Source organism: Burkholderia ubonensis (genome assembly GCF_902833085.1).
GTDB lineage: Bacteria > Pseudomonadota > Gammaproteobacteria > Burkholderiales > Burkholderiaceae > Burkholderia > Burkholderia ubonensis.
The window spans coordinates 541,089-562,700 of sequence record NZ_CADFEB010000002.1 but is presented as its reverse complement, the minus strand read 5'-3'; the positions used below and the strand labels follow the sequence as shown (position 1 = coordinate 562,700).

Sequence of the window (21,612 nt, the reverse complement as noted above, 5' to 3'; positions counted from 1 at the left end):
CGCGGGGCGTCGTCAGCATCGCTCCGCCCCGCGCGCGTTACTGCGCGTCGAGCACCACGACGTCGCCCGACACCGCGAGCGACCCGGCGCTGGGGCTCACGCCGCACGTGTACCGGGCCACCGAATCGGAACGCTGCTCGTGAAAGCGCGTCGTCACGTTGACGACCGCATTCCCGCCACGGCGCTTCGCATAATCGCGCAGACGGCCCAGCGCCTCGGCGAGCGCCTGATCGCACGTCGGCTGCTCCGCTTCGATCGCGCGCTTCACGCGCACCGATTCCGAGCGCGTTCCGATGGTCGTCTTCACCGCCGGATGCGCCTGCGCGCCGAAATACAGCTTCACGCCGGTCGCATCGTGCGCGGTCGCTTCCGCCGGCAGCGGCAGCGTGCGGACTACCGTGCCGCCGCAGCCCGCCAGCAGGGCCGCCGCGATCAACATGCCGGCCAGATGTCTCGTATGCTTCATCGTGCTTGTCCTCATCGCTCAGTCACGTTCAACTTCAATCGCCTTTCCAGGCGTCCAACAACAGGCCCGCGCAACTGCCGCCGAATCCGAACGAGACCGACAGCGCCCGCTCGATCCGCGCGTCGCGCGCGGTACGCACGAGCGGCATGCGGCCGACCGCGGGGTCGGGCGTCCCGTCGACGGCCGTGCCCGCGATAAAACCGTCGCGCATCATCAGGATCGTGTAGATCGCCTCGTGCGCGCCGCTCGCGCCGAGCGGATGGCCGGTCATCCCCTTCGTCGACGAGAACGCGGGCACGTCGTCGCCGAACACGTCCGCGAGCGCCGCCAGTTCCTCGACGTCGCCGAGCGGCGTCGACGGCGCGTGCGTGTTCACGTAGTCGGGACGCCGCGCGTCGCCCTCCATCGCCATCCGCATCGCGCGCGCGATCCCCGGCGCGTGCGGCGTCGCCATGCCCGCGTTGTCGGTGCACTGGCCGAAGCCGACCAGCTCCGCATGGATCCGCGCGCCGCGCGCGCGTGCGTGCTCGAGCGATTCGAGCACGAGGATGCCCGCGCCCGACGCGATCACGAAGCCGTCGCGGCCGATGCCGTAAGGTCTCGACGCCTGGTCCGGCGTGTCGTTGAATCGACCGGACAACACGCCCATCGCATCGAACATCAGCGTCATGTTGTCGTGCAGCGCGTCGCTGCCGCCCGCCAGCACGACGTCCTGGCAGCCGGACCTGATCAGCTGCATCGCCTGCCCGATCGCGAGCGCCGAGCTCGTGCACGCGGACGACGGCGAATACGCGACGCCTTCGATGCCGAACAGCTGGGCGATGCAGGCCGACGCGGTGCTGCTCATCGCCTTGGGCACGACGTAAGGCGGCGTCTTGTCGATGCCGCGCTGCGCGGCAATCGCCATCGCGTCGTCATAGGCGGCCATCGAGCCGATGCCGGAGCCGACGATCGCGCCCGCGCGCGGCGAACGCAATCGCGCGGGATCGAGCGCCGCGTCGTCGATCGCCTTCGCGGCCGCATGCGCGGCGAAGCGCGCGGTGTCGCCCATGAAGCGCTCGTGCTTGCGCGCGAACGGCAGCTCCGCCGCGACACTGGCGACGCCCGCGACCTGGCTGCGGAACCCGCGCGCGCGCCATGCATCGACGCGCGCGAGCGCCGAGCGGCCCGTGCGCAGCGCCGCCGACACGCCGTCGAGCGAATTGCCGAGGCACGACACGATGCCGAGCCCCGTGACGACGACGCGCGCAGGCATCGGGCGGCCGGCCGTCACGCGGCGATGCGCCGGAAGATCAACGACGTGTTGATCCCGCCGAACGCGAAGTTGTTGCTCATCACGAACTCGGCATCGATCTCGCGCGCCGCGCCGACGATGTAGTCGAGCGCCGCGCACGCGGGATCGACGTTCTCCAGGTTCAGCGTCGGCGCATACGCGTTGCGCTTCATCATCTCAATCGTCCACCACGCCTCGAGCGCGCCGCAGGCGCCGAGCGTGTGGCCGACGTAGCTCTTCAGCGAGCTGATCGGCATGCGCTCGCCGAACACCGACGCGGTCGCATGACTCTCGGCGATGTCGCCGCGATCGGTCGACGTGCCGTGCGCGTTCACATACGCGATCGCCGCCGGATCGAGCCCGGCGTCGCGCAGCGCGAGCCGCATCGCGATCGCCATCGTCTCGGCGGTCGGCTGCGTGATGTGCGCGCCGTCGGAATTGCAGCCGAAGCCGACCACCTCCGCATGGATCGTCGCGCCGCGCGCGATCGCGTGCTCGTATTCCTCGAGCACGAGCGTAGCCGCCCCCTCGCCGACCACGAGCCCGTCACGATCGACGTCGAACGGGCGCGGCGTCAGCCCGGCCTCGTCATTGCGCGTGCTGGTCGCGTACAGCGTGTCGAACACCGCGACCGCCGGGCCCGACAGTTCCTCCGCGCCGCCCGCGAGCATCAGCGTCTGCTTGCCGGTCGCGATCGCCTCGTACGCGTAGCCGATCGCCTGGCTGCCCGACGCGCACGCGGACGACGTCGGCACGATCCGGCCTTTCAGATCCCAGAACAGGCTGACGTTGACGGCCGTCGTGTGCGGCATCATCTGCACGTAGCTGTTCGACGTCACGTCGCGCATCGAACCCGTTTCGAGCATCGCGCCGAACGCGCGGATCGGCTCGACCGAGCCCGACGACGACCCGTATGCGACGCCCATCCTGCCGTCCTTGATCGACGGATCGTCCGCGAGACCGGCGTCGGCGAGCGCGAGCTCGCTCGCCCGCACCGCATACATCGACACCGGGCCCATCGAGCGCGTCTTCTTGCGCGGATAATGCGCGGGCTGCACGAAGCCCGGCAGCGGGCACGCGAGCCGCGTGTGCAGCGACTCGTAGCAATCCCACGCCGCGATGCGCTGCACGGCGTTGGCCGCGCCCTTCAGGCGCGCGTCGATCTCCGGCCACGTGTCGCCGAACGCGGTCACGCCGCCCATTCCCGTCACGACCACCCGCTTCATCAGATCATCCCGCCGTTGATGCCGATCACCTGCCGGGTGACGTACGACGCGCCGTCCGACATCAGGAAGCCGACGACCGACGCGACTTCGTCGGGTTGCCCGACGCGCCCCATCGGCACCGTCTTCAACGCATGCTCGAGCGGCACGTCGTCGAGCATGCCGGTATCGACGAGACCGGGCGCCACGCAGTTGACCGTGATGTTGCGCGACGCGAGCTCGACCGCGAGCGCCTTCGTCGCGCCGATCAGGCCGGCCTTCGCCGCGCTGTAGTTGACCTGCCCGCGATTGCCCATCACGCCGGACACCGACGCGATCGTCACGATGCGGCCGCCCTTGCGCAACCGCACCATCGGCATCGTCAGCGGATGGACGACGTTGTAGAAGCCGTCGAGCCCGGTCTCGATCACGACGTCCCAGTCCTCGTCGGACAGCGCCGGAAACGCGCCGTCGCGCGTCACGCCCGCGCTGCAGACAATCCCGTAGTACGCGCCGTGCGCGGCCACGTCGGCCTCGAGCAGTTGCCGGCAGGCCGCGCGGTCGCGCACGTCGAACTGCAGCACATCGGCCGCGCCGCCCTGTTCGCGGATGGTGTCGGCCACGGCTTGCGCCGCGTCGCGGCCGCTGCGGCAATGCACCGTCACCGCGAAGCCGTCCGCCGCCAGTCGCAGCGCGACGGCCCGGCCAATGCCGCGGCTCGCGCCGGTCACGAGAACTCGCCGAGTCATGAATTGAAGCTCCCTTCGATAAAAGACTGAAAATCGTCCGGCTGGTACACCTTGACGATCGCTTCCGCGCAGCATTGGCCGTCGGCATGGATCGCGCATTCGTATGCACCATGCCCTTCGTCGCCGCGCAGCAGTTCGCGCGCCGCGATCCGCAGCGTCGCCCCCGCATCGAACCCGGCCCGATGCGCGCTGTAGCGGTTCGCGCCGAGCAGCACGCCCGGCTTCGCGCGACCGCCCGCGTGCCGCGCCAGCAGCCCGACGTGCGCGGCGATCGCCTGCGCCATCAGCTCGATGCCGATCCACGCGGGCATCGCGCCGTCGTCGTCCGCGTACCACGCGTCGCGGCGCGCGGTCGCACTCACCTCGATCGCGGTTTCGGAACAGCGCTCGATCGTGTCGAGCAACAGCATCGTGCCGCGATGCGGCAGCACGTCCCGCACGTCGCACACGGCGATCTCCGCGCCGTCGTGCAAGGTTTCCATCAACGAACCGGTCTGCATGTCAGCGCCCCAGGATCAGGCTGGCATTGCTGCCGCCGAATGCGAACGAATTGCTCATCACGTACTGGCTTCCGGTGTGGCCGGCGAGCCGGCGTTCTTCCTGCACGAGATCCAGCGCCGGCAGCGCGGGGTCCGGCACGCCGTCCCACACGTGAACCGGCAGCGGCGTGCCGCGCGCAAGCGTCAGCCACGCGAACGCCAGTTCCGTCGCGCCCGCCGCGCCGAGCGTGTGTCCGGTCAGCGGCTTCGTGCCGCTCGCGGGCACGCCGCCGGGAAACACGCGCGCCATCACGCGCGCTTCCATCTCGTCGTTCAGGCGCGTCGCCGTCGCGTGCAGGTTCACGTAACCGAGCGCCGGCGGACTCACGCCCGCATCCGCGAGCGCTTGCCGCAGCGCATCCTCGGCGCCGCGCCCCTCCGGGTCCGGCGCGGAGATGTGATGCGCATCGCTCGATTCGCCGACGCCGGCCAGCCGGATCTCGCCGTCGTCGCGGCTCATCACGAACACGGCCGCGCCTTCGCCGATGTTGATCCCGCAGCGATTGGCGCTCATCGGGTTCGTGCGCGCGGGGCTGACCGACTCCAGCGACGCGAAGCCCTGCATCGTCAGCGCGCACAGCGAATCCGCGCCGCCGACGACGACCGCGTCGCACAGGCGCAGGCGCAGCAGCCGGCGCGCGGCCGCGAACGCCTTCGCGCTCGACGTGCATGCGGTCGACAACGTGTACGCCGGCCCGGCGACGCCGAGCGCCGCGCGCACGAACGGCGCCGCCGTGCCGATTTCCATCTGCCGGTAATCGAACGCCGGCGGCATCGCACCCGATACGGCGCGCTGCGCGAACGCCTCTTCCGCCGCGCTGATGCCGGAGGTGCTCGTGCCGATCACGACGCCGACGCGGCGCGGGCCGTAGCGCGCCACCGCCGCGTCGACGGCCGGCGCGATCTGCGCGAGCGCGGCGAGCAGCAGCCGGTTGTTGCGGCAATCGAAGTGCGCGAGCGGCTCGGGCGGCGCGACGTCGAGCGGCGCGCCGACGCGCCCGGCCCACGCGCCGCCGGGCGCTTCCGCGCACGGCCCCATGCCGGGCGAAACGCCGGCGCGCAATGCGCGGTCGACCGCGTCGACGGTGCCGCCGAGCGCATTGACCATGCCGAGCGCATGCAGATAGACGTGCGCGTGTTTCATGCGGTGGTTTCCTTCGGGGAGGGCATGGCGAGCGGCGCGAACAGCACCGAGAACACGATCCCCATCGCGAGGGTCGTGCCGAAGCCGCGCAACGCGGGCATCGCGCTCGCGCCGAGCATGCCGAACGACAGCAGCGTCGTCGCGGCGGAGAGCAGCACGCCGGTCCACACCGCGCCCAGGTTCGCGGCTTCCCGGATGCAGCCTTCGCGCAGGAAGACCGCATAGTTCGCGCCGACGCCGAGCACGAGCATCAGCGCAAGCCAGTTGAACAATGTGAGCGGGATGCGCAGATAACCGAATACCGCCAGCGTCAGGCCGATCGCGAGCACGATCGGCAGCGTCGTCGCGATCCCGCCGCGCACGCCGTAGCGCCACATCAGCAGCGCGGCGACCACGACGAGCGCGCCGCCCAGCCACCAGCCGCTGTCGACGCGGTACGCGCCGAACAGCTTCGACACGCCCGCCGCCTTGTCGACGTATGTGACGCCGAGCAGCCGGTGCGCGAGTGCGTCGAGCGCCGCGGCATCCGCCGCGTCGACCCGCTCGGGAATCGCCAGCGCCGCATATTCCGGCGCGCCCGCGCCGACGCCGCCGAGCCACAGATGCCGGAACGGCGCCGACCAGCGCGCGGCCAGCCAGCGCTCGACGTCGAGCGTCGCGTGCGCATCGCGCGCGAACGCGTCGACCCACGCCTGCGCGACGTCGTCGCGGAATCCCGCGCGCTCGAGCGTCGCGCGCAGCGCCACCGGCTCGGCGAACACGCGCGCGGCCAGCGCCGCGCGGTTCTGCGCCTGCCGCTTCGCCGACGGCACGAACGTCGCGAGCGACTGCACGCGGCCGACGCGTTGCGCATCCAGCGCCGTCACCAACGCTTCGGAGCGTTCGAGCACGTCCTCGGGCGTGCTGCCCTGGATCACGAAGAACTGCGCGGTGTTCGCCAGCCCGACCGCATCGCGGATCTCGCGCTCCTGGCGCGCGAGGTCCGGATCGCGCTGGGCGAGCAGATGAATGTCGTCGTCGCTCGTCAGCAAGAACCAGCCGGGCGCCGCGACCAGCGCGACGCCCAACGCCGCTGCCAGCGCGCGCCGGCCCGACAGCGCCGCCTGCCAGCGCTCGAGCGCACGCGCGGCGCACGCGAACACGCGTGACGGCGTGCGCTTCGGCGGCCGGGTCAGCATCAGCGGCAGGAAGCCCGTCACCGCCGCGAACGCCGCCGCGATGCCGACGATCGCGAAGCACGCGATCTGCTTGAGCGCCGGGAACGGCACCCACGTCAGGATTGCGTAGCCGAGCAGGCTCGTCGCCAGCGCGACGGCCAGCGCCGGCCGCACGGCGGCCGCGCCGCGCCGCGCATCCCATTGCCCGCCCGACGACAGGTACACGACGAAGTACTGGATCGAGTAATCGACCGCCTCGCCGATCAGGCTCACGCCGAACACCAGCGTCAGCAGATGCAGCTTGCCGAACACGGCAAGCGTGGCCGCGAGCGCGCAGACGATGCCGAACGCGGTCGACGCGAACGCGAGCACCAGCAGGCGCGGCGTGCGGAACACGCTCAGCAGCAGCAGCGCGATGCCGCCCAGCGACACCGCGCCGATCACGTGCACGTCGCGCTCCGCGCTCGCGCGCGCGGCCTGCGCATAGAACACGGCCCCGGTACGGGCGATCCGCACGTCCGGATACGCGGCGGCGAGCGACCGTTCCGACGCGGCCGTCGCGCCGCGCACGGCCTGCTGGATCTTGGATTCGTAGGCCGAGCCGGCGAGCGACGTCATCACGAGCACGCTCGTCGCGCCGTCGCGATGCGAGACCAGCATGCCGTCCTCCAGCGCGAGGCGGGAGGTCGCCAGCGGCAGGTCCGCCAGCCAGTGCTGGAGCCAGCCGAACGGATCGTCCGACACGGCGGTCGGCAGGCCGTCGACGGGCGGGCTGTAGAGCCGTCGCGTCAACGCATCGGCGAGCGCGGCGTCGCCGCGCCCGAGCGACGCGCGGTCGGCATCCGTCAGCAAGCCGAAGCGGGCCGGCAGGTAGGTCGCCGCGATCTGCGACGGATCGAACGGCGGCACCTCGACCGTGACCGAGCGAAACGCGCCGCTGTTCGCGAGCAGCGCGCCGAACTGCTTCGCGGCGGCCTTCGCGCGCGCCGCGTCGCGATCCGTCACGAGATAGACGGTGCGCTCGCCGAGCGCCGCCGACAATCGCTCGACCGCCTGCTCGGCGACCGGATTCGCCTCGGTCGCGGGCAACAGCGCCAGCAGGTTCGTCTGCAGCGGCGACGCTCCGGTGAAGCGCCACAGGCAATAGAGCCCGGCGACGAGCGCGACCAGCAGCCACGCGGCGCGCAGCGCCAGCCGCCGGGCGCGCCCGGCCGGCACGTCGATCGCGTCGCGCGTCGCGCTCATCAGCGCGCTCCGAGCCACGCGCGCTCGGCCGGCGCCGGCGCGTCCACCGGCGTCGCGCGCGCGAATTCGAGTTTCGTCACGTTGCCGTTCGCGAACGTCATGCTGAGCATGCCCAGATACGCGCCGCCGCTCATCTCCAGCACACGGATCGCCTGCGCGAGCTGCGGCTGGTTCGGCCGCAGCGTCATCCGCCAGCGCTCGCGCGTGCCGGTCGCGTCGACGTCGAACTGCGCATAGAGCGCCGACAGGTCGCCGCCGAGCATGTCGCGCATCATTCGCGACACCTGGGCGACGCCGCGGCCGCTCCCGCCCGCCGCGACGAGCCGTCCGTCCGCGCCCACCTCGCGCATGCCGCCGTCGGTGATCACGTAGGTCGCCTTGTACGGCGTATCGATCCGCCATACGACGCCGGACGCGCGGTCGAACAGCATCGATCCCGTGCTGACGAGCGGCTGCTTCATCGCCGCGAGCGTCTGGGTCTGCGTGAAGTCGGCGCGAATGGCGCCGACCCGGTTCAGCCGCGCGGCAATGTCGGCCACGAGCGCCGCGTTCGCCGCGCGCTGCGTGGCGGCCGACGCGGGTGCCGGCGCCGGCGCCGGTGCGCCGGCCTGCGCGGCGGCCGCGCAGGCGACCACCATCCCGGCCGCGGCGCACAGGCCGCGAAGTCGCGCGCTCATTTCCATCGCGCCTCCACCCGTTCGATCAGCGCCGCCGGCGACACGAACTGCGTTTCGTGCGTCTTGCCGTCGATCGCGAGCTGCACCGTATACCCCCTCGTCAGGCGCTCGCCCGACTGCGCGTCGACGATTTCGTAACCGATCTTCAGCCGGTTCTCGAATTCGAGCAGCGTCGCGCGCACATCGACGCGCTGGCCGTAGACCGCGGGCCGCACGTACTTCAGATGCGCTTCGACGACCGGCCACAGATAGCCGGATGCCTGCATCGCCGGATAGTCGTAGTCGATCGCGCGCAGCAGCGCCGCGCGTCCGGCTTCGAAATACTTCAGGTAATGGCCGTGCCAGCAGACGTTCATCGCGTCGACGTCGTGGAACGGCACTTCGACGGCGGCCGTCGCCGTCAACGGGGGACGCGGCGCGCTCATGCGCCCTCCCCGCCGATCGCGTCGCACGCGGCGAGCCGCGCGGTCAGCGCGCGCAGCTCGGCTTCGAGCGGCCGGTCTTCGACGACGAGCGGCGAGTGCCGGCTCACGTCGTCGACGAACGCGCGCAGCGGCGCCGACAGATGCGTGCCGGCGTTCTCCCGCATCCGCAGGCGCACCGCCTGGACGGTCGCGAGCACGTGAGCGGCCGCGACCTGCTCGGTCAGCTCCAGCACGCGCAGGCAGTCGCGCGCGGCGATCGTGCCCATGCTGACCTTGTCCTGGTTGTGCGACTCGGTCGAGCGCGAGAACACGCTCGCCGGCATCGTGTGCTTGAGCGCTTCCGCGGTCCACGCTGACGCGGAGATCTGCACGGCCTTGAAGCCGTGGTTGATCGGCGCGCGATCCGGCGCCGCGCCCGTCAGGTTGCGCGGCAGGCCGTTGCTGAACTTGTCGTCGACGAGCAGCGCGAGCTGGCGGTCCATCAGGTCGGCGAGATTCGCGACCGCGGTCTTCAGCGCATCCATCGCGAACGCGATGTGCCCGCCGTAGAAGTTGCCGCCGTGCAGCACGCGGCCGTCGTCCGGGTCGACCAGCGGATTGTCGTTCGCGCTGTTGAGCTCGTTCTCGACGTCGCGGCGCACCCAGCTCAGCGCGTCGCGCACGACGCCGATCACGTGCGGCGCGCAGCGCACCGAGTAGCGATCCTGCAGCCGGCGGGCGGGCGATTCGTCGCGGCCCGCGAGATCCGCGCGAATCCACGCGGCGGCCTCGGCCTGCCCGACGTGCGGCTTCGCGTCGAACAGCAGCGCGTCGAAATGGGCCGCGCGCCCGTCGAGCGCGACGGTCGTCAGCGCGGTGAGGCGCGCGGCGATCCGCGTCAGGTAGTCGGCCCGCGCGAACGCGAGACACGCGAGGCCCGTCATCACGGCGGTGCCGTTCATCAGCGCGAGCCCTTCCTTCGGCGCGAGCGTCAGCGGCTCGCGGCCGAGCGAGCGCCACACGGCCCGCGCGTCGCACTCGCCGCCGTCGTGGATCACCGTGCGTTCGCCGGCCAGCGCGGCGGCGACGTACGACAGCGGCGTCAGGTCGCCGCTCGCGCCGACCGACCCTTCCGACGGAATGCGCGGCAGGATCCGGTGATTCACCAGGTCGGCAAGGCGCTCGAGCAGCATCAGGCGCACGCCGGAGTAACCGTAGGCAAGCGAATTGAGCCGCGCGGCGACGATCGCGAGCGTCTGCTGCGCATCGAACCACGCGCCCATCCCGCAGCCGTGATAGCGCGTCAGCTGCAGCGGCAGCGCGTCGACGAGCGCCGCGGGCACGTCGACGACGCACGCGTCGCCGTACCCGGTCGTCACGCCGTAGACGGTCCCGCCGTTCGCGAGATGGTCGCGCAGCCATGCCGCGCCGCGCTCGATGCGCGCCTGCCACGCGGGGTCCGCATTGAGCGCGACGCTCGCGCCGTCGCGTGCGATCGCGATCACGTCCTCGATCGTCAGGTGCCGGCCGCCGATCACGACGGCCGCCCGGACCGTTTCGCGCCGGGCCACCTCGATCACACCATTCACCACGTCATGCTCGGCCACGCGGCCCTCCATCGGGCCGCGCCCAGAAATCGAAGAAGTTGAACCATTGATACGGCGCCTTGCGGCAATAGTGCTCGAGCCGCGCCGCATAGCGCTGCGCCCAGACGGCGACCTGCGCGGCCCGCTCGCGGCGCGGCAGCTCGATGCGGTCGGCGAACGGTTCGAAGTACAGACGGTATTCGCGCCCTTCCTTCAGGCAGAAGAACAGGTAGACCGGGCAGCCGAGCGCGTGCGCGAGGATGTACGGCCCCTGCGCGAACGGCGCGTGCGCATCGAGAAAGCGGGCGTCGACGGTCTTGCCCGCGTCGTGCGGCGGCACGCGGTCGCCGACGATCACGAGCAGTTCGCCCGCGTCGATGCGCGCCTGCATCATCATCGCGGTGTCGGGACCGAAATCCGCCACCTCGACGAGCTGCTCGCCGAACGCCGCGTTCGCCTGCGCGAGCACGCTGTTGAAGCGCTTCGCGTGGCTCGTGTAGACGATCGCGGTTACTTTCGCATGCGCGTCGCGCAGCGCCAGCGCGCGCGTCATCTCCAGGTTGCCGAGATGCGCGCCGATCACGAGCGCGCCGCGTCCGCTCGCCGCGAGCGCGTCGAACGCCGCCGCATCGTCGAACCGCACCGCGAGGCGATCGAGCCGGCCGGACCACGCGACGAACTTGTCGAATCCCGATTGCGCGAACGCGAGCATGTGCCGATACGCGGTGCGCCAGCCCGGCTTCGGCGCCGCCACGGCCGGGCACGCGTCGCGCAGACGCGCGAAATAGGCGTGCGACGCGGCGCGCGCCGCGCGGTTCGTCAACGCGAAATAGCCGACGATCGGGTACAGCCAGAGCGACGTGAAGCGCGTGCCGAACCAGCGGCAGCTCCATGCCAGCAACGCCATGCCGGCGCGACTGCCGCGTTCCGGCGTGCGCCACCATGATCGTGCGCGGCCGCCGGCGGCAACGCCCGGCCGCACGCACCGGCGCGCGAGCAGCCACGGCGCGCGCACCAGCATCCCGGCCACCAGCCGCGTATGGCTCGCGCTGATGCGCACGTTGTCCCACAGCACGTCGAAATGCGACACGCCGTCGGCCGGATAGACGACCCGCGTCGGAATCGTGCGGAACGCGAAGCCGCGCCAGTGAAGGCGCACCAGGATCTCGCTGTCGAAGTCCATGCGGGTCGGCATCGACACCGCATCGATCAGCCGGCACACGGCGTCGAGCGGATAGAGCCGGAACCCGCACATCGCATCGGGAATGTCGAGCGACAGCGTCTCGATCCAGACCCAGACGTGCGTCAGGTAGCGGCCGTACAAGCGCGCCTTCGGCACGCTGTGGTCGAAGCGCGGACGGCCGAGGATCACCGCGTCCGGCGCGTCCTGCGCGGCGGCGACGAACGCCGGCACGTCGGCGGCATCGTGCTGGCCGTCCGCGTCGATCTGGATCGCATGCGTATGGCCTTGCGCGCGCGCCGCGCGCAGCCCGGCCATCACCGCCGCCCCCTTGCCGCCGTTGACGGGCAGGCGCAACAGCGTCGTGCATCCCGCGTATTGCGCGGCGAGTGCGGCGAGCGTGTGCTGCGTCGCGGCGTCGCTGCCGTCGTCGACCACGATGATCGGCAGCCCGTGCACGGCGAGCCGCGCGAGCGTCCCGCCGATCGCGTCGCGATGGTTGTAGATCGGAATGACGATGCAGACGTCGATCATCACGCGCTCGCTCCGTACACGATCGTGCCGGACGTGCAATCGCGCTCGCCGCGCCGGAACACGAACTTCACGCAGCCGCGCGCCTGATCGTGCGCGATGCGCAGCGCGAGCACCGCGCCCGGCGGCACCGGAGCCTTGAATTTCAGATGATCGATCGAGCGAACCGTACGCAGCGCCGCGACCTCGCGGCGGGCGAGCCGCACCGCCCAGTCGATCTGCACGACGCCGGGCAGGATCGGCATGCCCGGAAAATGGCCGTCGAAGTGCGCGAGCGTGACGGGCACGCGCAGTTCGTAGTGCCATCCGTCGTCGTCGTGCCGTTCGGCGAGCAGCTCGAAGCCCTCCGGCGTCGGCGCGAACGCGGCGGCGATCGCCGCGGCCGGCAGCTTGCCGCGCGCGTCGAACGGCATCGCGCGCCGGAAACGCCAGTGCCGCGGCAACGCGGCGGCATCGAAGTACGCGCCGAGCGCATGGCGCAACGCGGCGGCGACCGCGACGCGGCCGTCCGCGCGCAACGCGAGCCGCCCCGCTTCGCTCAATACCGCGACCACGCCGACGCGCGCGCGCGACGCGCCCTCGACGACCGTCGCGGCCGCCTGCTCGACGAAGTCGTGCCGGACGATGCGCGCCTCGAGCTCGGGCAGCGAAACGCGCTTGCCGTCGAGCTTGACCACGCGATCGCGGCGGCCCGTCAGCTCGAAGCGGCCATGCGCGTCGAAGCGCGCCGCGTCGTCGGTGCGGTGCCAGCGGTCGTGGCCGAGATGCGCGGAGCGAACGCACAATGCGCCGTCGTCGTCGCAGCGCACGTCGATGCCCGGCATCGGCTGCCATGCCTGCGAGCGGTCCTGGCGCCGCCATGCGATGCCGCCCGTCTCCGTGCTGCCGAAGATCTCGAGCGGCGCGGCGCCGAACGCCGCTGCGTACACCGACGCCGCATCGGCCGGCAACGGGCCGCCCGACGAAAAGAACACGCGCGGCGCAATGCCCGGCATCGGGAATCCCGGCAGCGCGGGCCAGCGCATCAAATGCGACGGCGTCGACACCACGATGCCGTCGCCGTACGCGGCCAGCCGCCGCTGCAGCTGCTGCGGGTCGAGCGACAGCGCGCGGTCGAACGCGCGGCCCGCCGCCAGCGGCCACATGATCCTGAACAGCAGCCCGTAGATGTGATGATGCGGAACGCTCGACAGCGTCACCGCCGTGCCGACCCGCTCGGCCCACTCCCGCTGCAGGGTGCGCACTTCCGCGTCGAACTGGGCGAGCGACTTGCGCAGCGCCTTCGCGTGGCCGCTGCTGCCCGACGTGTACAGCGTGATGGCGGCGTCCGCGTCGATCGCGCGCGACGGAACCGGCACGCCATGCTCCGCGCGGCCGGGCGCGCATGCCGCAAGTGCGTCGTCGTCGAGCAGCATGTCGTACGCATGCGCGAGATCGCGGAGATAACCGGGCGCCGCGCTCGCCGGGATCACCGCTTCGCGTCCCGTCGCCGCGACGGCGAACAGCGCACAGGCGAATTCGTAGGGATCGTCGGTCGAAATCGCGACGCGGCGCGCGCCCGAGGACTCGACCACGCGCGCGATCGCGTCCGCGCGGGCGCGAAGCTCGGCCAGCGTGATGCGCGCGTCGCCGTCGCGGCAGACGACCGTGCCTGCGTCGACATCGGCATCGGCGCACAGGAGGTCGTGCAGCGCGATCATGCGGCCCCCGCGCCGGCCTGCCGGCCCGTCACGAACAGCCGGCGCCAGACCCATTCGCCGGCGATCAGCGCGCCGATCAGCACATAGGCGATCGCACCGTTGTAGAGGGCCCACGCGGCATGGCTCCAGTACAGCGCCGTATAGACGGAGAACGCGCCGTTCAGCACGAAGAACGCGCACCAGACCTGCGTGACGCGCCGCGTATAGCGCACGATGGCCGGCGCGGGATCGGGATGGCTCAGCCGTGCGAACTTCTCGATCATCGACGGGCCGCGCCGCAGCGTCGCGCCGAACGCGGCCAGCAGGCCGGCGCTGACGCAGGCCGGATACAGATGCAGCAGCCGCGCGCTGTCGGTCACAGCAATCGCGACCGACATGCCGGTCAATGCCGCCGCGACGCACCAGTCGAGCGTCGCGAGCCGGTTGAGCGCGGCGGCGAACGGCCCCTTCCCGACCGTGCGCTGCAGCCACAGCAGCGCGAGCAGCAGGCAGCCGACGTAGCGCGGCGCCAGCCCGTGCCACGCGCACAGGATCGCGAGCGGATAAGCCATCGCCAGCGCCGCCCGCGCCACGGCGCCGGCATAGCGCGGCAGCACGGGGCCGGTCGCACGCATGCGCGCCGCCGGCATCATTGCTTGCGGGCGAGCAGCGCGTGAACCGCGGCGATCACGTCGCCGACGGTGCGCACCGACTTGAATTCTTCCGGCTTGATGCGCTGGCCGGTCATCTCCTGCAGCTTGATGGCCAGGTCGACGGCGTCGATGCTGTCGAGATCGAGTTCCTCGAACAGATGCGTGTCGGGCGTCACGCGCTCCGGCTCGATCGCGAAATTCTCGTTGAAGATCGCGCGGATGCGCTCAAGGATTTCTGCGTCGGTCACGTGTCACTCCCCGGTTGCCGGAACGGCGTGGTTCGATTGCTGATGCGCCTGCTGGCTCGCGATGAAGGCGGCCAGCGTATTGATCGAGCGGAAATGCGCTTTGGTGCGCTCGTCGTTCGCGGCGATCGTCAGTTGGAATTTCTTGCGCAGCATGATGCCGACTTCGAGCGCATCGACCGAGTCGAGCCCGACGCCGTCCGTCGAAAACAGCGGTGCGTCGTCGTCGATGTCGTCGACCGTCATGTCGTTGAGATCGAGCATCTCGATCAGCAGCTGCTTAATGTGCAGTTTTAAAGTATCCATGCTGGAACAGGTGTTGGGTGATATGCGTTTCCACCGCGTGCGCGATGTTGCGCGCCGCGATCGACGGCGACTTGTCCTCGGGAATCAGCCGGTCCATGTCGATCGGCTCGAGCACCGTGATCCGCATGCGGAACGCCCGCGACGGCACGTGATACCAGCGCAGCTCCTTCGTGAATACCGGCGGATCGCAATCGATCAGGACCGGCTGGATGCGGCTGCGCGATTGAAGCGCCATGTGCGCGAAGCCGCGCGAAAATGCATGCAGGCGATTGGCGCCCGGGCTGCGCGTGCCTTCGGGAAAAATGATCATCGTGTAGCCGGCCGCCAGTTGCCGCGCGCCGGCATCGACCAGTTCGACCGCATCGGCATTGCTCACGTACTCGGCCGCGCGCACGATGCCCCAAAAACACGGGTTACCCCAATGGCCGCGCTTGACCACGCAGCAGGCCTTCGGCGTCAGTGACAGCAATACCATCACGTCGAGCCAGGTCGGGTGGTTGGCGACGACGATCGACGGCCCGCCGTCGCGCAATCGCGCCGAGCCGGACACCTCGAGCGTCATCACGCCGATGCGCTGCAGCACGGCGACCAGCATGCGGAAGAAATGATGGATGACGAGCGTCACGCCTCGTTGCCGCGAGCGCCGGTGCGGCCAGAGCGTGCCCGCGACGATCGCCAGCAGCGAGAACGCGGAGCCGCACAGCGCGAAGAAGCCGAGGCACGCGCCGGTCGCGAACAGCCGCCAGCCGTAGTCAAGCCGCGTGCGCATGCCAGCTCCATCGCCAGACCGAGTCGCCGTGCTGCCACGTCGCGCTCGCTTGCCCGCTCTGCCCGGACAAGCAGCGCCGGACCGCCGCGCTTTGCGTGGCGTCGGCGCCCTGCCCGCCGGCGCTCTCGGCACGCGCCGTCACGTCGCAGGTCAAATGGCCGCGCGCCGAACCTCGATCGAGCAGGATCGCGAGCGCTTCGCTTTCGGGATCGTCGTCGACAACGCCATAGACGGGATCGGCCGGTTCGTGCGCGTAGACGAGCAGCACCGGCGACGACGCGTCGGTTTCGTATTGCGCGAACGCTTCGAGCAACGCGTAGCCGAGCGTCTCCGGTCCGGCCGCGATCGCGCTGGCGGCGGACCGGTCGCCGCGCGCGATGCCGAACACGCCCGTGACGGCGTTGAGGACCGAAAGACTGAAGGCGGTCGGGGAAACCGGCTCGGCGGCCTGGATGTCTTCGAGAATGCCCGTCGTGCGCGCCAATTCGCCGTGACGCGACGCGAACACGACGCGCAATGCGCGATGTTCACCCGTGCAATCGTGAGCGGATTGCAACGCGAGCCGGGACAAGCGGCTCAATCGGCGGCGCACCATCGGATCGATAAATTCGACACCCGGCACCCCCGCGGTCGAAATCGACGTCCATCTGGCGATTGGCATGGTCCAATGCAAATCGGCCATTGTTGTTCTCGTTGAGGCTTGTTTCTCGGAAGGTGTTTCTTGTAACGATCGCCCCGCTCAGGAAAGCGCACGGCGCTTCGTCGCGGGCACGTCGGGCAGGATGAAGTCGACCGTTATCCCGATGCTCCTGTCCGCCCCCGTCAATGGGAACCGGGCCACCGAAAATACCGGGTTGATATCGACAACCGATTTATCAGGATTATTTACTTCGCATACCTAATACGCCGGCCTCCGCGCGGCGAGGACTTTAGCAGAATTCCCCCGAAAAAACAACGATCGGCATCCAATTCACGGCGAATTGTTAAAGCGATTTATCAAATTCGAATCGCGCCGCACGCCTGATGTGCCAAACTGCCTTAACGCTTTTACGGCAGGTCCGCGTATTTCTGAAGTGAGGAGCGATTCAAATTTCAGTGCGCGGGATTCCCGCCGTCAAGGCCATTCTTCGTGATTTAAATTGTCTGATGAAAATCGGTAAGGCCATGCCGGATGCAACCCTGACGGATCGACGGCATGAATCGGCCACTCGGATTATCTCCGACTCGACAGAATCGTAAGCAAATTGGAATTATTCCGAAAGCGAAAGGATTGCAAGGAAAACGGATCTCGCATCCCTTCGCTGCATGCGACCGCCACTCACGGCCTCCCGCCCGGTCCGCACCGGGAACCTGGCCACGCCATGCGCGGGATCACGCGATAATAGCCGGCAACAACCGACCCAATCGCATGAAATACCTCCTTCAGACCACCCTCTTCTGCGCGCTGCTGACGCTGGCGGCACCGGGCATCGCGTCCGCCAAATCGCTCGACGACGCGCTCGACTGTCATTCCAACGGCCACAAGTTCGTCGCGCCGCTACTCGCCGCCGGCGATATCGAGCGGGAGCCGATGCACGTCGAGTCGAATTCGGTCAACGCGTTCCACACCGAGCACGAGCTGACCGCCTACGGCTTCGGCGTCTACGTCGTGCTCGGCTACCAGGCGAACGACCCGATCTTCCGCCAGGGCAGCGGCACGCCGATCGGCGAATGGGCGTACGGGGTCGTGGTCAAGGGCATGAAGAGCTCGGTCGAGGCGGCCGTGCGCAAGGCGGGCAGCGACGCGACCGTCAAGCAGGCGTTCCCGTTCCTGACGGCAATCGTCTGCGCGTCGGACTGAACGCACCCGGCGCAGCCGCCCCGGGCCGCGCCGCCCGCGTCACGCGCCCGTGTACACCACGCGATACGGGATGCCGACCTTCTCCCATTCCGCCGCCTCCTGGCTGAGGCTGTAGTCGGTCAGCGGATTCTGCTCGACCCACGCGCCCGGCAGGCGCACTTCGTAGCCGCCCTTCTTCATCTGCGTGACCGAAATGTCCGGCAGCCCCGCATCCGTGCGGCGCCGGCACAGCAGCGCGGCCAGCCGCAGGCAGAACAGCAGCGGCCATTCGACCTCGCGCGTCTGCGACAGCTTGCCGAGCTTGCCCGCATGGCCGAGCACGAGCGCGGCGAGCCGCGCCTGGTCGGTGCGCGAGAAACCCGGCATGTCCGCGTTGCTCGCGATGTACGCGGAATGCTTGTGATACGCGCTGTGCGAAATCGACAGGCCGATCTCGTGCAGCGCCGCCGCCCAGCCGAGGAACATCCGGCTTTCCTCGCGGCGCTCGTCGTCCGGCTCGTCCTCGAGCTGGTCGTACAAGCGCACCGCCAGCGCGGCGATCCGCTCGGCCTGTGCGCGATCGACACCGTAGCGGCGCGTGAAGCCCTCGACGGTCACCGCGCGCATGTCCTCGTGCTGCGCGCGGCCGAGCAGGTCGTACAGCACGCCGAGGCGCAGCGCGCCGTCGGTCGTGTCGACGTAGTCGACGCCGAGCTCCTCGAACACCGCGAGCATGATCGCCAGCCCGCCCGCGAGCACCGGCACGCGGTCGGGCTTCAGCGCGACGAGCTTCAGCCGGTTGACGTTCTCGGACTTGATCAGCGCGCGCTTCAGGCGCTCCAGCCCGCCGCGCGAAATCCCGTGCGACACGCCGGGATCGTTGAAGCCGTTCGCCTCGACGAGCTCCGCGAGCGCGCGCGCGGTGCCCGACGAGCCGATCGCCTGGTCCCACCCCGCCTTCTTGTACTCGCCCGAGATGATCTGGATCTCGCGCTTCGCGGCGAGCTCGGCCTGCCGCATCGTGTATTCGTCGACGTTGCCGGCCGGGAAGAACGCGCGGCTGTGGCTCACGCAGCCGATGTACAGGCTTTCCATCACGAGCGGCGTGTAGTGCGAGCCGATGATGAATTCGGTCGAGCCGCCGCCGATGTCGACGACGAGCCGCTTGCCGGCGCTCGCCGGCACCGAATGCGCGGCGCCCGCATAGATCAGGCGCGCCTCTTCGCGGCCCGCGATCACCTCGATCGGGAAGCCGAGCGCCGCTTCGGCCTCGACGAGAAATTCGCCCGCGTTCTTCGCGACGCGCAGCGTGTTGGTCGCCACCGCGCGTACGTGATCCGGATGGAAATCGCGCAGCCGTTCGCCGAATCGCTTGAGCGCCTCCCAGCCACGCTCCTGCGACGCGCGATCGAGCATCTTGTCGCTCGACAGGCCCGCGGCCAGCCGCACCGGCTCGCGCAGCGCGTCGACAGGATAGATCTGGCTGCCTGCCGGCGTCTCCTCGATGCGCCCGACGATCAGCCGGAAGCTGTTCGAGCCGAGATCCACGGCAGCCAGCAAGTGGGGGGTCGTAACCATCAGAAGGGGCTCCGTGCGCATGCGCCGGCGGCAACCGCCGCCGCGATGCAATGATTCAAAGGCGACATTTTAAGCGTGGAACGCGCGCCGGTGTCACGTTCGCCGGGCATGCCCCCGCAGCATTGTATATAGGCGAAACATTTATGAGACGAAAGGTTTCCGGCGTAGAATTTGCCGATACCTAACGACCCGTGTCATCAGCACGTCATCGCACCGTGAGAGTTTCCGAGCGTCCTTTCGAGTCGTTGCCCGATCAGCCCCCTACTCCGCCGATGTCCGTCCGCTACCCGCTTCTCAATCGTGAACTCGGCATCCTGGGATTCAACGAGCGCGTGCTCGCACAGGCGGCCGACCCGCATGTTCCGCTGCTGGAGCGCCTGCGCTTCGTCTGCATCACGAGCAGCAACCTGGACGAATTCTTCGAAGTGCGGATGGCCGGCCTGCAGGAGCAGATCCGCGACAATCCCGGCGCGCTCACGCCCGACGGCATGTCGCTGCAACACGCTTACGACCTCGTCGTCGAGCGCGCGCAGCGGCTCGTGCACCGGCAGTACACGATGCTCCACGAAACGGTGCTGCCGGCGCTCGAACAGGAAGGCATCTACTTCCACAGCAGCGACACGTGGAACGACGAGCAGACCGAGTGGGCGCGGCGCTACTTCTTCGACGAGCTGCTGCCGGTGCTGACGCCGATCGGCCTCGATCCCGCCCACCCGTTTCCGCGCGTGCTGAACAAGAGCCTGAACTTCGTCGTCGAGCTCGAGGGCCGTGACGCGTTCGGCCGCCAGGCCGTGCTCGGCATCGTGCAGGCGCCGCGCGCGCTGCCGCGCGTCGTGCGCATGCCGCAGCCGCTGTCCGGGTTCGAGCACGGCTTCGTGCTGCTGAGCTCGTTCATGCAGCGCTTCGTCGGCGAGCTGTTCCCGCAGCTCGTCGTGAAGAGCTGCAACCAGTTCCGCATCACGCGCAACAGCGAACTATTCGTCGACGAAGACGAAATCACGAACCTGCGCGTCGCGCTGCAGGGCGAACTGCCCGCGCGCCACCTCGGCAACGCGGTGCGCCTCGAGGTGTCCGCCGACACGCCGCCGCACATCGTGCGGCGCCTGCTCGAGGAAGGCGGGCTCAGCGAGAAGGATTGCTATCGGGTGATCGGCTCGGTGAACCTCGTGCGGCTGATGCAGATCCCCGATCTCGTCGACCGGCCGGACCTGAAATTCGCGCCGTTCACCGCGTCGATCCCGTCGCGAATCGCGAATGCGCCGACGATGTTCGACGCGATCGACGACGGCGACATCCTGCTGCATCACCCTTACGAGAGCTTCCAGCCCGTGCTCGAACTGCTGCAGCAGGCGGCGCAGGATCCGAGCGTCGTCGCGATCAAGCAGACGATCTACCGCACCGGCACCGACTCGCCGCTGATGGACGCGCTGATGGAAGCCGCGCGCAACGGCAAGGAAGTGACCGTCGTCGTCGAGCTGCTCGCGCGCTTCGACGAGGAAACCAACATCAACTGGGCGTCGCAGCTCGAAGCCGTCGGCGCGCATGTCGTGTACGGCGTCGTCGGGCACAAGTGCCACGCGAAGATGATGCTGATCGTGCGGCGCGTCGTGCAGGGCGGCAAGGCGTCGCTGCGCCGCTACGTGCACCTCGGCACCGGCAACTACCATCCGCGCACCGCGCGCCTCTATTCCGATTTCGGGCTGATGACGGCCGACCAGAAGATCTGCGAGGACGTGCATCACGTGTTCCAGCAGCTGACCGGCATCGGCGGCGAGCTGACGCTGCACGAGCTGTGGCAGTCGCCGTTCACGCTGCATCCGCGCATCATCGACGGCATCCGCGCCGAAACCGAGAATGCGCGCGCCGGCAAGCGCGCGCGCATCGTCGCGAAGATGAACGCGCTGCTCGAGCCGTCGGTGATCGCAGCGCTGTACGAAGCGTCGCAGGCGGGGGTGAAGGTCGACCTGATCGTGCGCGGCGTCTGCGCGCTGAAGCCGGGCGTGCCGGGGCTGTCGGACAACATCACGGTGCGCTCGATCGTCGGCCGCTTCCTCGAGCATCACCGCATCTACTATTTCCACGCGAACGGCGCGGAAGACGTGTACCTGTCGAGCGCGGACTGGATGGACCGCAACCTGTTCCGCCGCGTCGAGGTCGCGTTCCCGATTCGCGAGCGCAAGCTCAAGCGCCGCGTGATCGCGGAGGGCCTGTCGGTGTTTCTCGGCGACAACCAGTCGGCATGGCTGATGCAAAGCGACGGCCACTATCGCCGCCGCCGCGCGGGCAAGACGATACGCAACGCGCAGCTCGGCCTGCTCGCGAAGTTCTGCCCGTAGCGATAACGCGCGGCGCGCGTACGAAAAAAAACCGCAGCCCGGCAACAGGCTGCGGTTTTTTTCATCTCCGCCGG

Annotated in this window: 20 protein-coding genes; 2 read left to right on the top strand and 18 right to left on the bottom strand. The window is 69.6% G+C overall.

All coding sequences use genetic code 11. From position 1 onward, the window contains the following. Nucleotides 1-37: 37 nt before the first annotated feature. Genes HWX31_RS06600 through HWX31_RS06520 form a run of 17 tightly spaced genes read right to left on the bottom strand, consistent with a single transcriptional unit; the run spans nt 38 to nt 16,487 of the window. Nucleotides 38-466, bottom strand: a complete 429-nt coding sequence (locus HWX31_RS06600) for a hypothetical protein (RefSeq protein ID WP_059614355.1) — start codon at nt 464-466, stop codon at nt 38-40. Nucleotides 467-500: 34 nt separating this feature from the next. After that, nucleotides 501-1,721 carry a beta-ketoacyl synthase N-terminal-like domain-containing protein gene (locus HWX31_RS06595; RefSeq protein ID WP_174964002.1) on the bottom strand — a complete coding sequence of 407 codons (1,221 nt, stop codon included), beginning with the start codon at nt 1,719-1,721 and terminating at the stop codon, nt 501-503. Between the two features lie 14 nt (nt 1,722-1,735). Beyond that, entirely contained in the window at nt 1,736-2,965 is a 1,230-nt protein-coding gene (locus HWX31_RS06590; protein WP_174964003.1) for a beta-ketoacyl-ACP synthase, read from the bottom strand. Continuing rightward, nucleotides 2,965-3,690, bottom strand: coding sequence for a 3-ketoacyl-ACP reductase FabG2 (locus HWX31_RS06585; protein ID WP_059614358.1), 726 nt, complete (start codon nt 3,688-3,690; stop codon nt 2,965-2,967). Before HWX31_RS06585 ends, HWX31_RS06590 begins: the two co-directional genes overlap by 1 nt. Continuing rightward, nucleotides 3,687-4,190, bottom strand: a complete 504-nt coding sequence (locus HWX31_RS06580; protein ID WP_059730029.1) for a hotdog family protein — start codon at nt 4,188-4,190, stop codon at nt 3,687-3,689. Before HWX31_RS06580 ends, HWX31_RS06585 begins: the two co-directional genes overlap by 4 nt. 1 nt (nt 4,191) lies before the next feature. Further along, complete coding sequence (locus HWX31_RS06575) at nt 4,192-5,373, bottom strand: beta-ketoacyl-[acyl-carrier-protein] synthase family protein (protein ID WP_174964004.1); 1,182 nt, start codon at nt 5,371-5,373, stop codon at nt 4,192-4,194. Beyond that, on the bottom strand, nt 5,370-7,775 hold the full coding sequence (locus HWX31_RS06570) for an MMPL family transporter (RefSeq protein ID WP_174964005.1): 2,406 nt from the start codon (nt 7,773-7,775) through the stop codon (nt 5,370-5,372). The genes HWX31_RS06575 and HWX31_RS06570 overlap by 4 nt, the downstream gene beginning before the upstream one ends. Then, on the bottom strand, nt 7,775-8,413 hold the full coding sequence (locus tag HWX31_RS06565; RefSeq protein WP_415493115.1) for an outer membrane lipoprotein carrier protein LolA: 639 nt from the start codon (nt 8,411-8,413) through the stop codon (nt 7,775-7,777). The genes HWX31_RS06570 and HWX31_RS06565 overlap by 1 nt, the downstream gene beginning before the upstream one ends. Before the next feature lie 35 nt (nt 8,414-8,448). Then, nucleotides 8,449-8,877, bottom strand: coding sequence for an acyl-CoA thioesterase (locus tag HWX31_RS06560; RefSeq protein WP_174965314.1), 429 nt, complete (start codon nt 8,875-8,877; stop codon nt 8,449-8,451). Further along, on the bottom strand, nt 8,874-10,463 hold the full coding sequence (locus HWX31_RS06555; RefSeq protein WP_415493110.1) for an HAL/PAL/TAL family ammonia-lyase: 1,590 nt from the start codon (nt 10,461-10,463) through the stop codon (nt 8,874-8,876). Before HWX31_RS06555 ends, HWX31_RS06560 begins: the two co-directional genes overlap by 4 nt. Beyond that, nucleotides 10,450-12,156 carry a glycosyltransferase family 2 protein gene (locus HWX31_RS06550; protein WP_174965339.1) on the bottom strand — a complete coding sequence of 569 codons (1,707 nt, stop codon included), beginning with the start codon at nt 12,154-12,156 and terminating at the stop codon, nt 10,450-10,452. The genes HWX31_RS06555 and HWX31_RS06550 overlap by 14 nt, the downstream gene beginning before the upstream one ends. Next, nucleotides 12,156-13,853 carry an ApeI family dehydratase gene (locus HWX31_RS06545; RefSeq protein WP_174965315.1) on the bottom strand — a complete coding sequence of 566 codons (1,698 nt, stop codon included), beginning with the start codon at nt 13,851-13,853 and terminating at the stop codon, nt 12,156-12,158. Before HWX31_RS06545 ends, HWX31_RS06550 begins: the two co-directional genes overlap by 1 nt. Continuing rightward, nucleotides 13,850-14,482 (bottom strand): COG4648 family protein, encoded by a 633-nt coding sequence (locus tag HWX31_RS06540; RefSeq protein ID WP_174965316.1) that lies wholly within the window; start codon nt 14,480-14,482, stop codon nt 13,850-13,852. The genes HWX31_RS06545 and HWX31_RS06540 overlap by 4 nt, the downstream gene beginning before the upstream one ends. After that, complete coding sequence (locus HWX31_RS06535; protein WP_010092650.1) at nt 14,482-14,733, bottom strand: acyl carrier protein; 252 nt, start codon at nt 14,731-14,733, stop codon at nt 14,482-14,484. The genes HWX31_RS06540 and HWX31_RS06535 overlap by 1 nt, the downstream gene beginning before the upstream one ends. 3 nt (nt 14,734-14,736) lie before the next feature. Then, the gene (locus tag HWX31_RS06530; RefSeq protein ID WP_174965317.1) at nt 14,737-15,036 is read right to left on the bottom strand and encodes a phosphopantetheine-binding protein; all 300 of its coding nucleotides are present in this window, start codon (nt 15,034-15,036) and stop codon (nt 14,737-14,739) included. After that, nucleotides 15,011-15,805: a lysophospholipid acyltransferase family protein gene (locus tag HWX31_RS06525; RefSeq protein WP_174965318.1), complete on the bottom strand. Its 795-nt coding sequence runs from the start codon at nt 15,803-15,805 to the stop codon at nt 15,011-15,013. The genes HWX31_RS06530 and HWX31_RS06525 overlap by 26 nt, the downstream gene beginning before the upstream one ends. Further along, nucleotides 15,789-16,487, bottom strand: a complete 699-nt coding sequence (locus HWX31_RS06520) for a beta-ketoacyl synthase chain length factor (protein ID WP_174965319.1) — start codon at nt 16,485-16,487, stop codon at nt 15,789-15,791. Before HWX31_RS06520 ends, HWX31_RS06525 begins: the two co-directional genes overlap by 17 nt. A 726-nt stretch (nt 16,488-17,213) precedes the next feature. Here HWX31_RS06520 and HWX31_RS06515 point away from each other — a divergent pair. Then, nucleotides 17,214-17,645, top strand: a complete 432-nt coding sequence (locus tag HWX31_RS06515; RefSeq protein WP_059614380.1) for a hypothetical protein — start codon at nt 17,214-17,216, stop codon at nt 17,643-17,645. Nucleotides 17,646-17,684: 39 nt separating this feature from the next. On the opposite strand, the gene ppx is transcribed toward HWX31_RS06515, so the two are convergent. Continuing rightward, complete coding sequence (gene ppx / locus HWX31_RS06510; RefSeq protein WP_059616256.1) at nt 17,685-19,202, bottom strand: exopolyphosphatase; 1,518 nt, start codon at nt 19,200-19,202, stop codon at nt 17,685-17,687. Between the two features lie 272 nt (nt 19,203-19,474). Between ppx and ppk1 the strand changes: the two genes are divergently transcribed. Then, complete coding sequence (ppk1, locus tag HWX31_RS06505) at nt 19,475-21,538, top strand: polyphosphate kinase 1 (protein WP_174965320.1); 2,064 nt, start codon at nt 19,475-19,477, stop codon at nt 21,536-21,538. Nucleotides 21,539-21,612: the final 74 nt, after the last annotated feature.

Excerpts from the sequence above, each read along its gene's own strand:
- HWX31_RS06600 (WP_059614355.1), bottom strand. The coding sequence starts at position 466 with ATGAAGCATACGAGACATCTGGCCGGCATGTTGATCGCGGCGGCCCTG.
- HWX31_RS06595 (WP_174964002.1), bottom strand. The coding sequence starts at position 1,721 with ATGCCTGCGCGCGTCGTCGTCACGGGGCTCGGCATCGTGTCGTGCCTC.
- HWX31_RS06590 (WP_174964003.1), bottom strand. The coding sequence starts at position 2,965 with ATGAAGCGGGTGGTCGTGACGGGAATGGGCGGCGTGACCGCGTTCGGC.
- HWX31_RS06585 (WP_059614358.1), bottom strand. The coding sequence starts at position 3,690 with ATGACTCGGCGAGTTCTCGTGACCGGCGCGAGCCGCGGCATTGGCCGG.
- HWX31_RS06580 (WP_059730029.1), bottom strand. The coding sequence starts at position 4,190 with ATGCAGACCGGTTCGTTGATGGAAACCTTGCACGACGGCGCGGAGATC.
- HWX31_RS06575 (WP_174964004.1), bottom strand. The coding sequence starts at position 5,373 with ATGAAACACGCGCACGTCTATCTGCATGCGCTCGGCATGGTCAATGCG.
- HWX31_RS06570 (WP_174964005.1), bottom strand. The coding sequence starts at position 7,775 with ATGAGCGCGACGCGCGACGCGATCGACGTGCCGGCCGGGCGCGCCCGG.
- HWX31_RS06565 (WP_415493115.1), bottom strand. The coding sequence starts at position 8,413 with ATGGTGGTCGCCTGCGCGGCCGCCGCGCAGGCCGGCGCACCGGCGCCG.
- HWX31_RS06560 (WP_174965314.1), bottom strand. The coding sequence starts at position 8,877 with ATGAGCGCGCCGCGTCCCCCGTTGACGGCGACGGCCGCCGTCGAAGTG.
- HWX31_RS06550 (WP_174965339.1), bottom strand. The coding sequence starts at position 12,156 with ATGATCGACGTCTGCATCGTCATTCCGATCTACAACCATCGCGACGCG.
- HWX31_RS06545 (WP_174965315.1), bottom strand. The coding sequence starts at position 13,853 with ATGATCGCGCTGCACGACCTCCTGTGCGCCGATGCCGATGTCGACGCA.
- HWX31_RS06540 (WP_174965316.1), bottom strand. The coding sequence starts at position 14,482 with ATGCCGGCGGCGCGCATGCGTGCGACCGGCCCCGTGCTGCCGCGCTAT.
- HWX31_RS06530 (WP_174965317.1), bottom strand. The coding sequence starts at position 15,036 with ATGGATACTTTAAAACTGCACATTAAGCAGCTGCTGATCGAGATGCTC.
- HWX31_RS06525 (WP_174965318.1), bottom strand. The coding sequence starts at position 15,805 with ATGCGCACGCGGCTTGACTACGGCTGGCGGCTGTTCGCGACCGGCGCG.
- HWX31_RS06520 (WP_174965319.1), bottom strand. The coding sequence starts at position 16,487 with ATGGCCGATTTGCATTGGACCATGCCAATCGCCAGATGGACGTCGATT.
- HWX31_RS06515 (WP_059614380.1), top strand. The coding sequence starts at position 17,214 with ATGAAATACCTCCTTCAGACCACCCTCTTCTGCGCGCTGCTGACGCTG.
- ppx (WP_059616256.1), bottom strand. The coding sequence starts at position 19,202 with ATGGTTACGACCCCCCACTTGCTGGCTGCCGTGGATCTCGGCTCGAAC.
- ppk1 (WP_174965320.1), top strand. The coding sequence starts at position 19,475 with ATGTCCGTCCGCTACCCGCTTCTCAATCGTGAACTCGGCATCCTGGGA.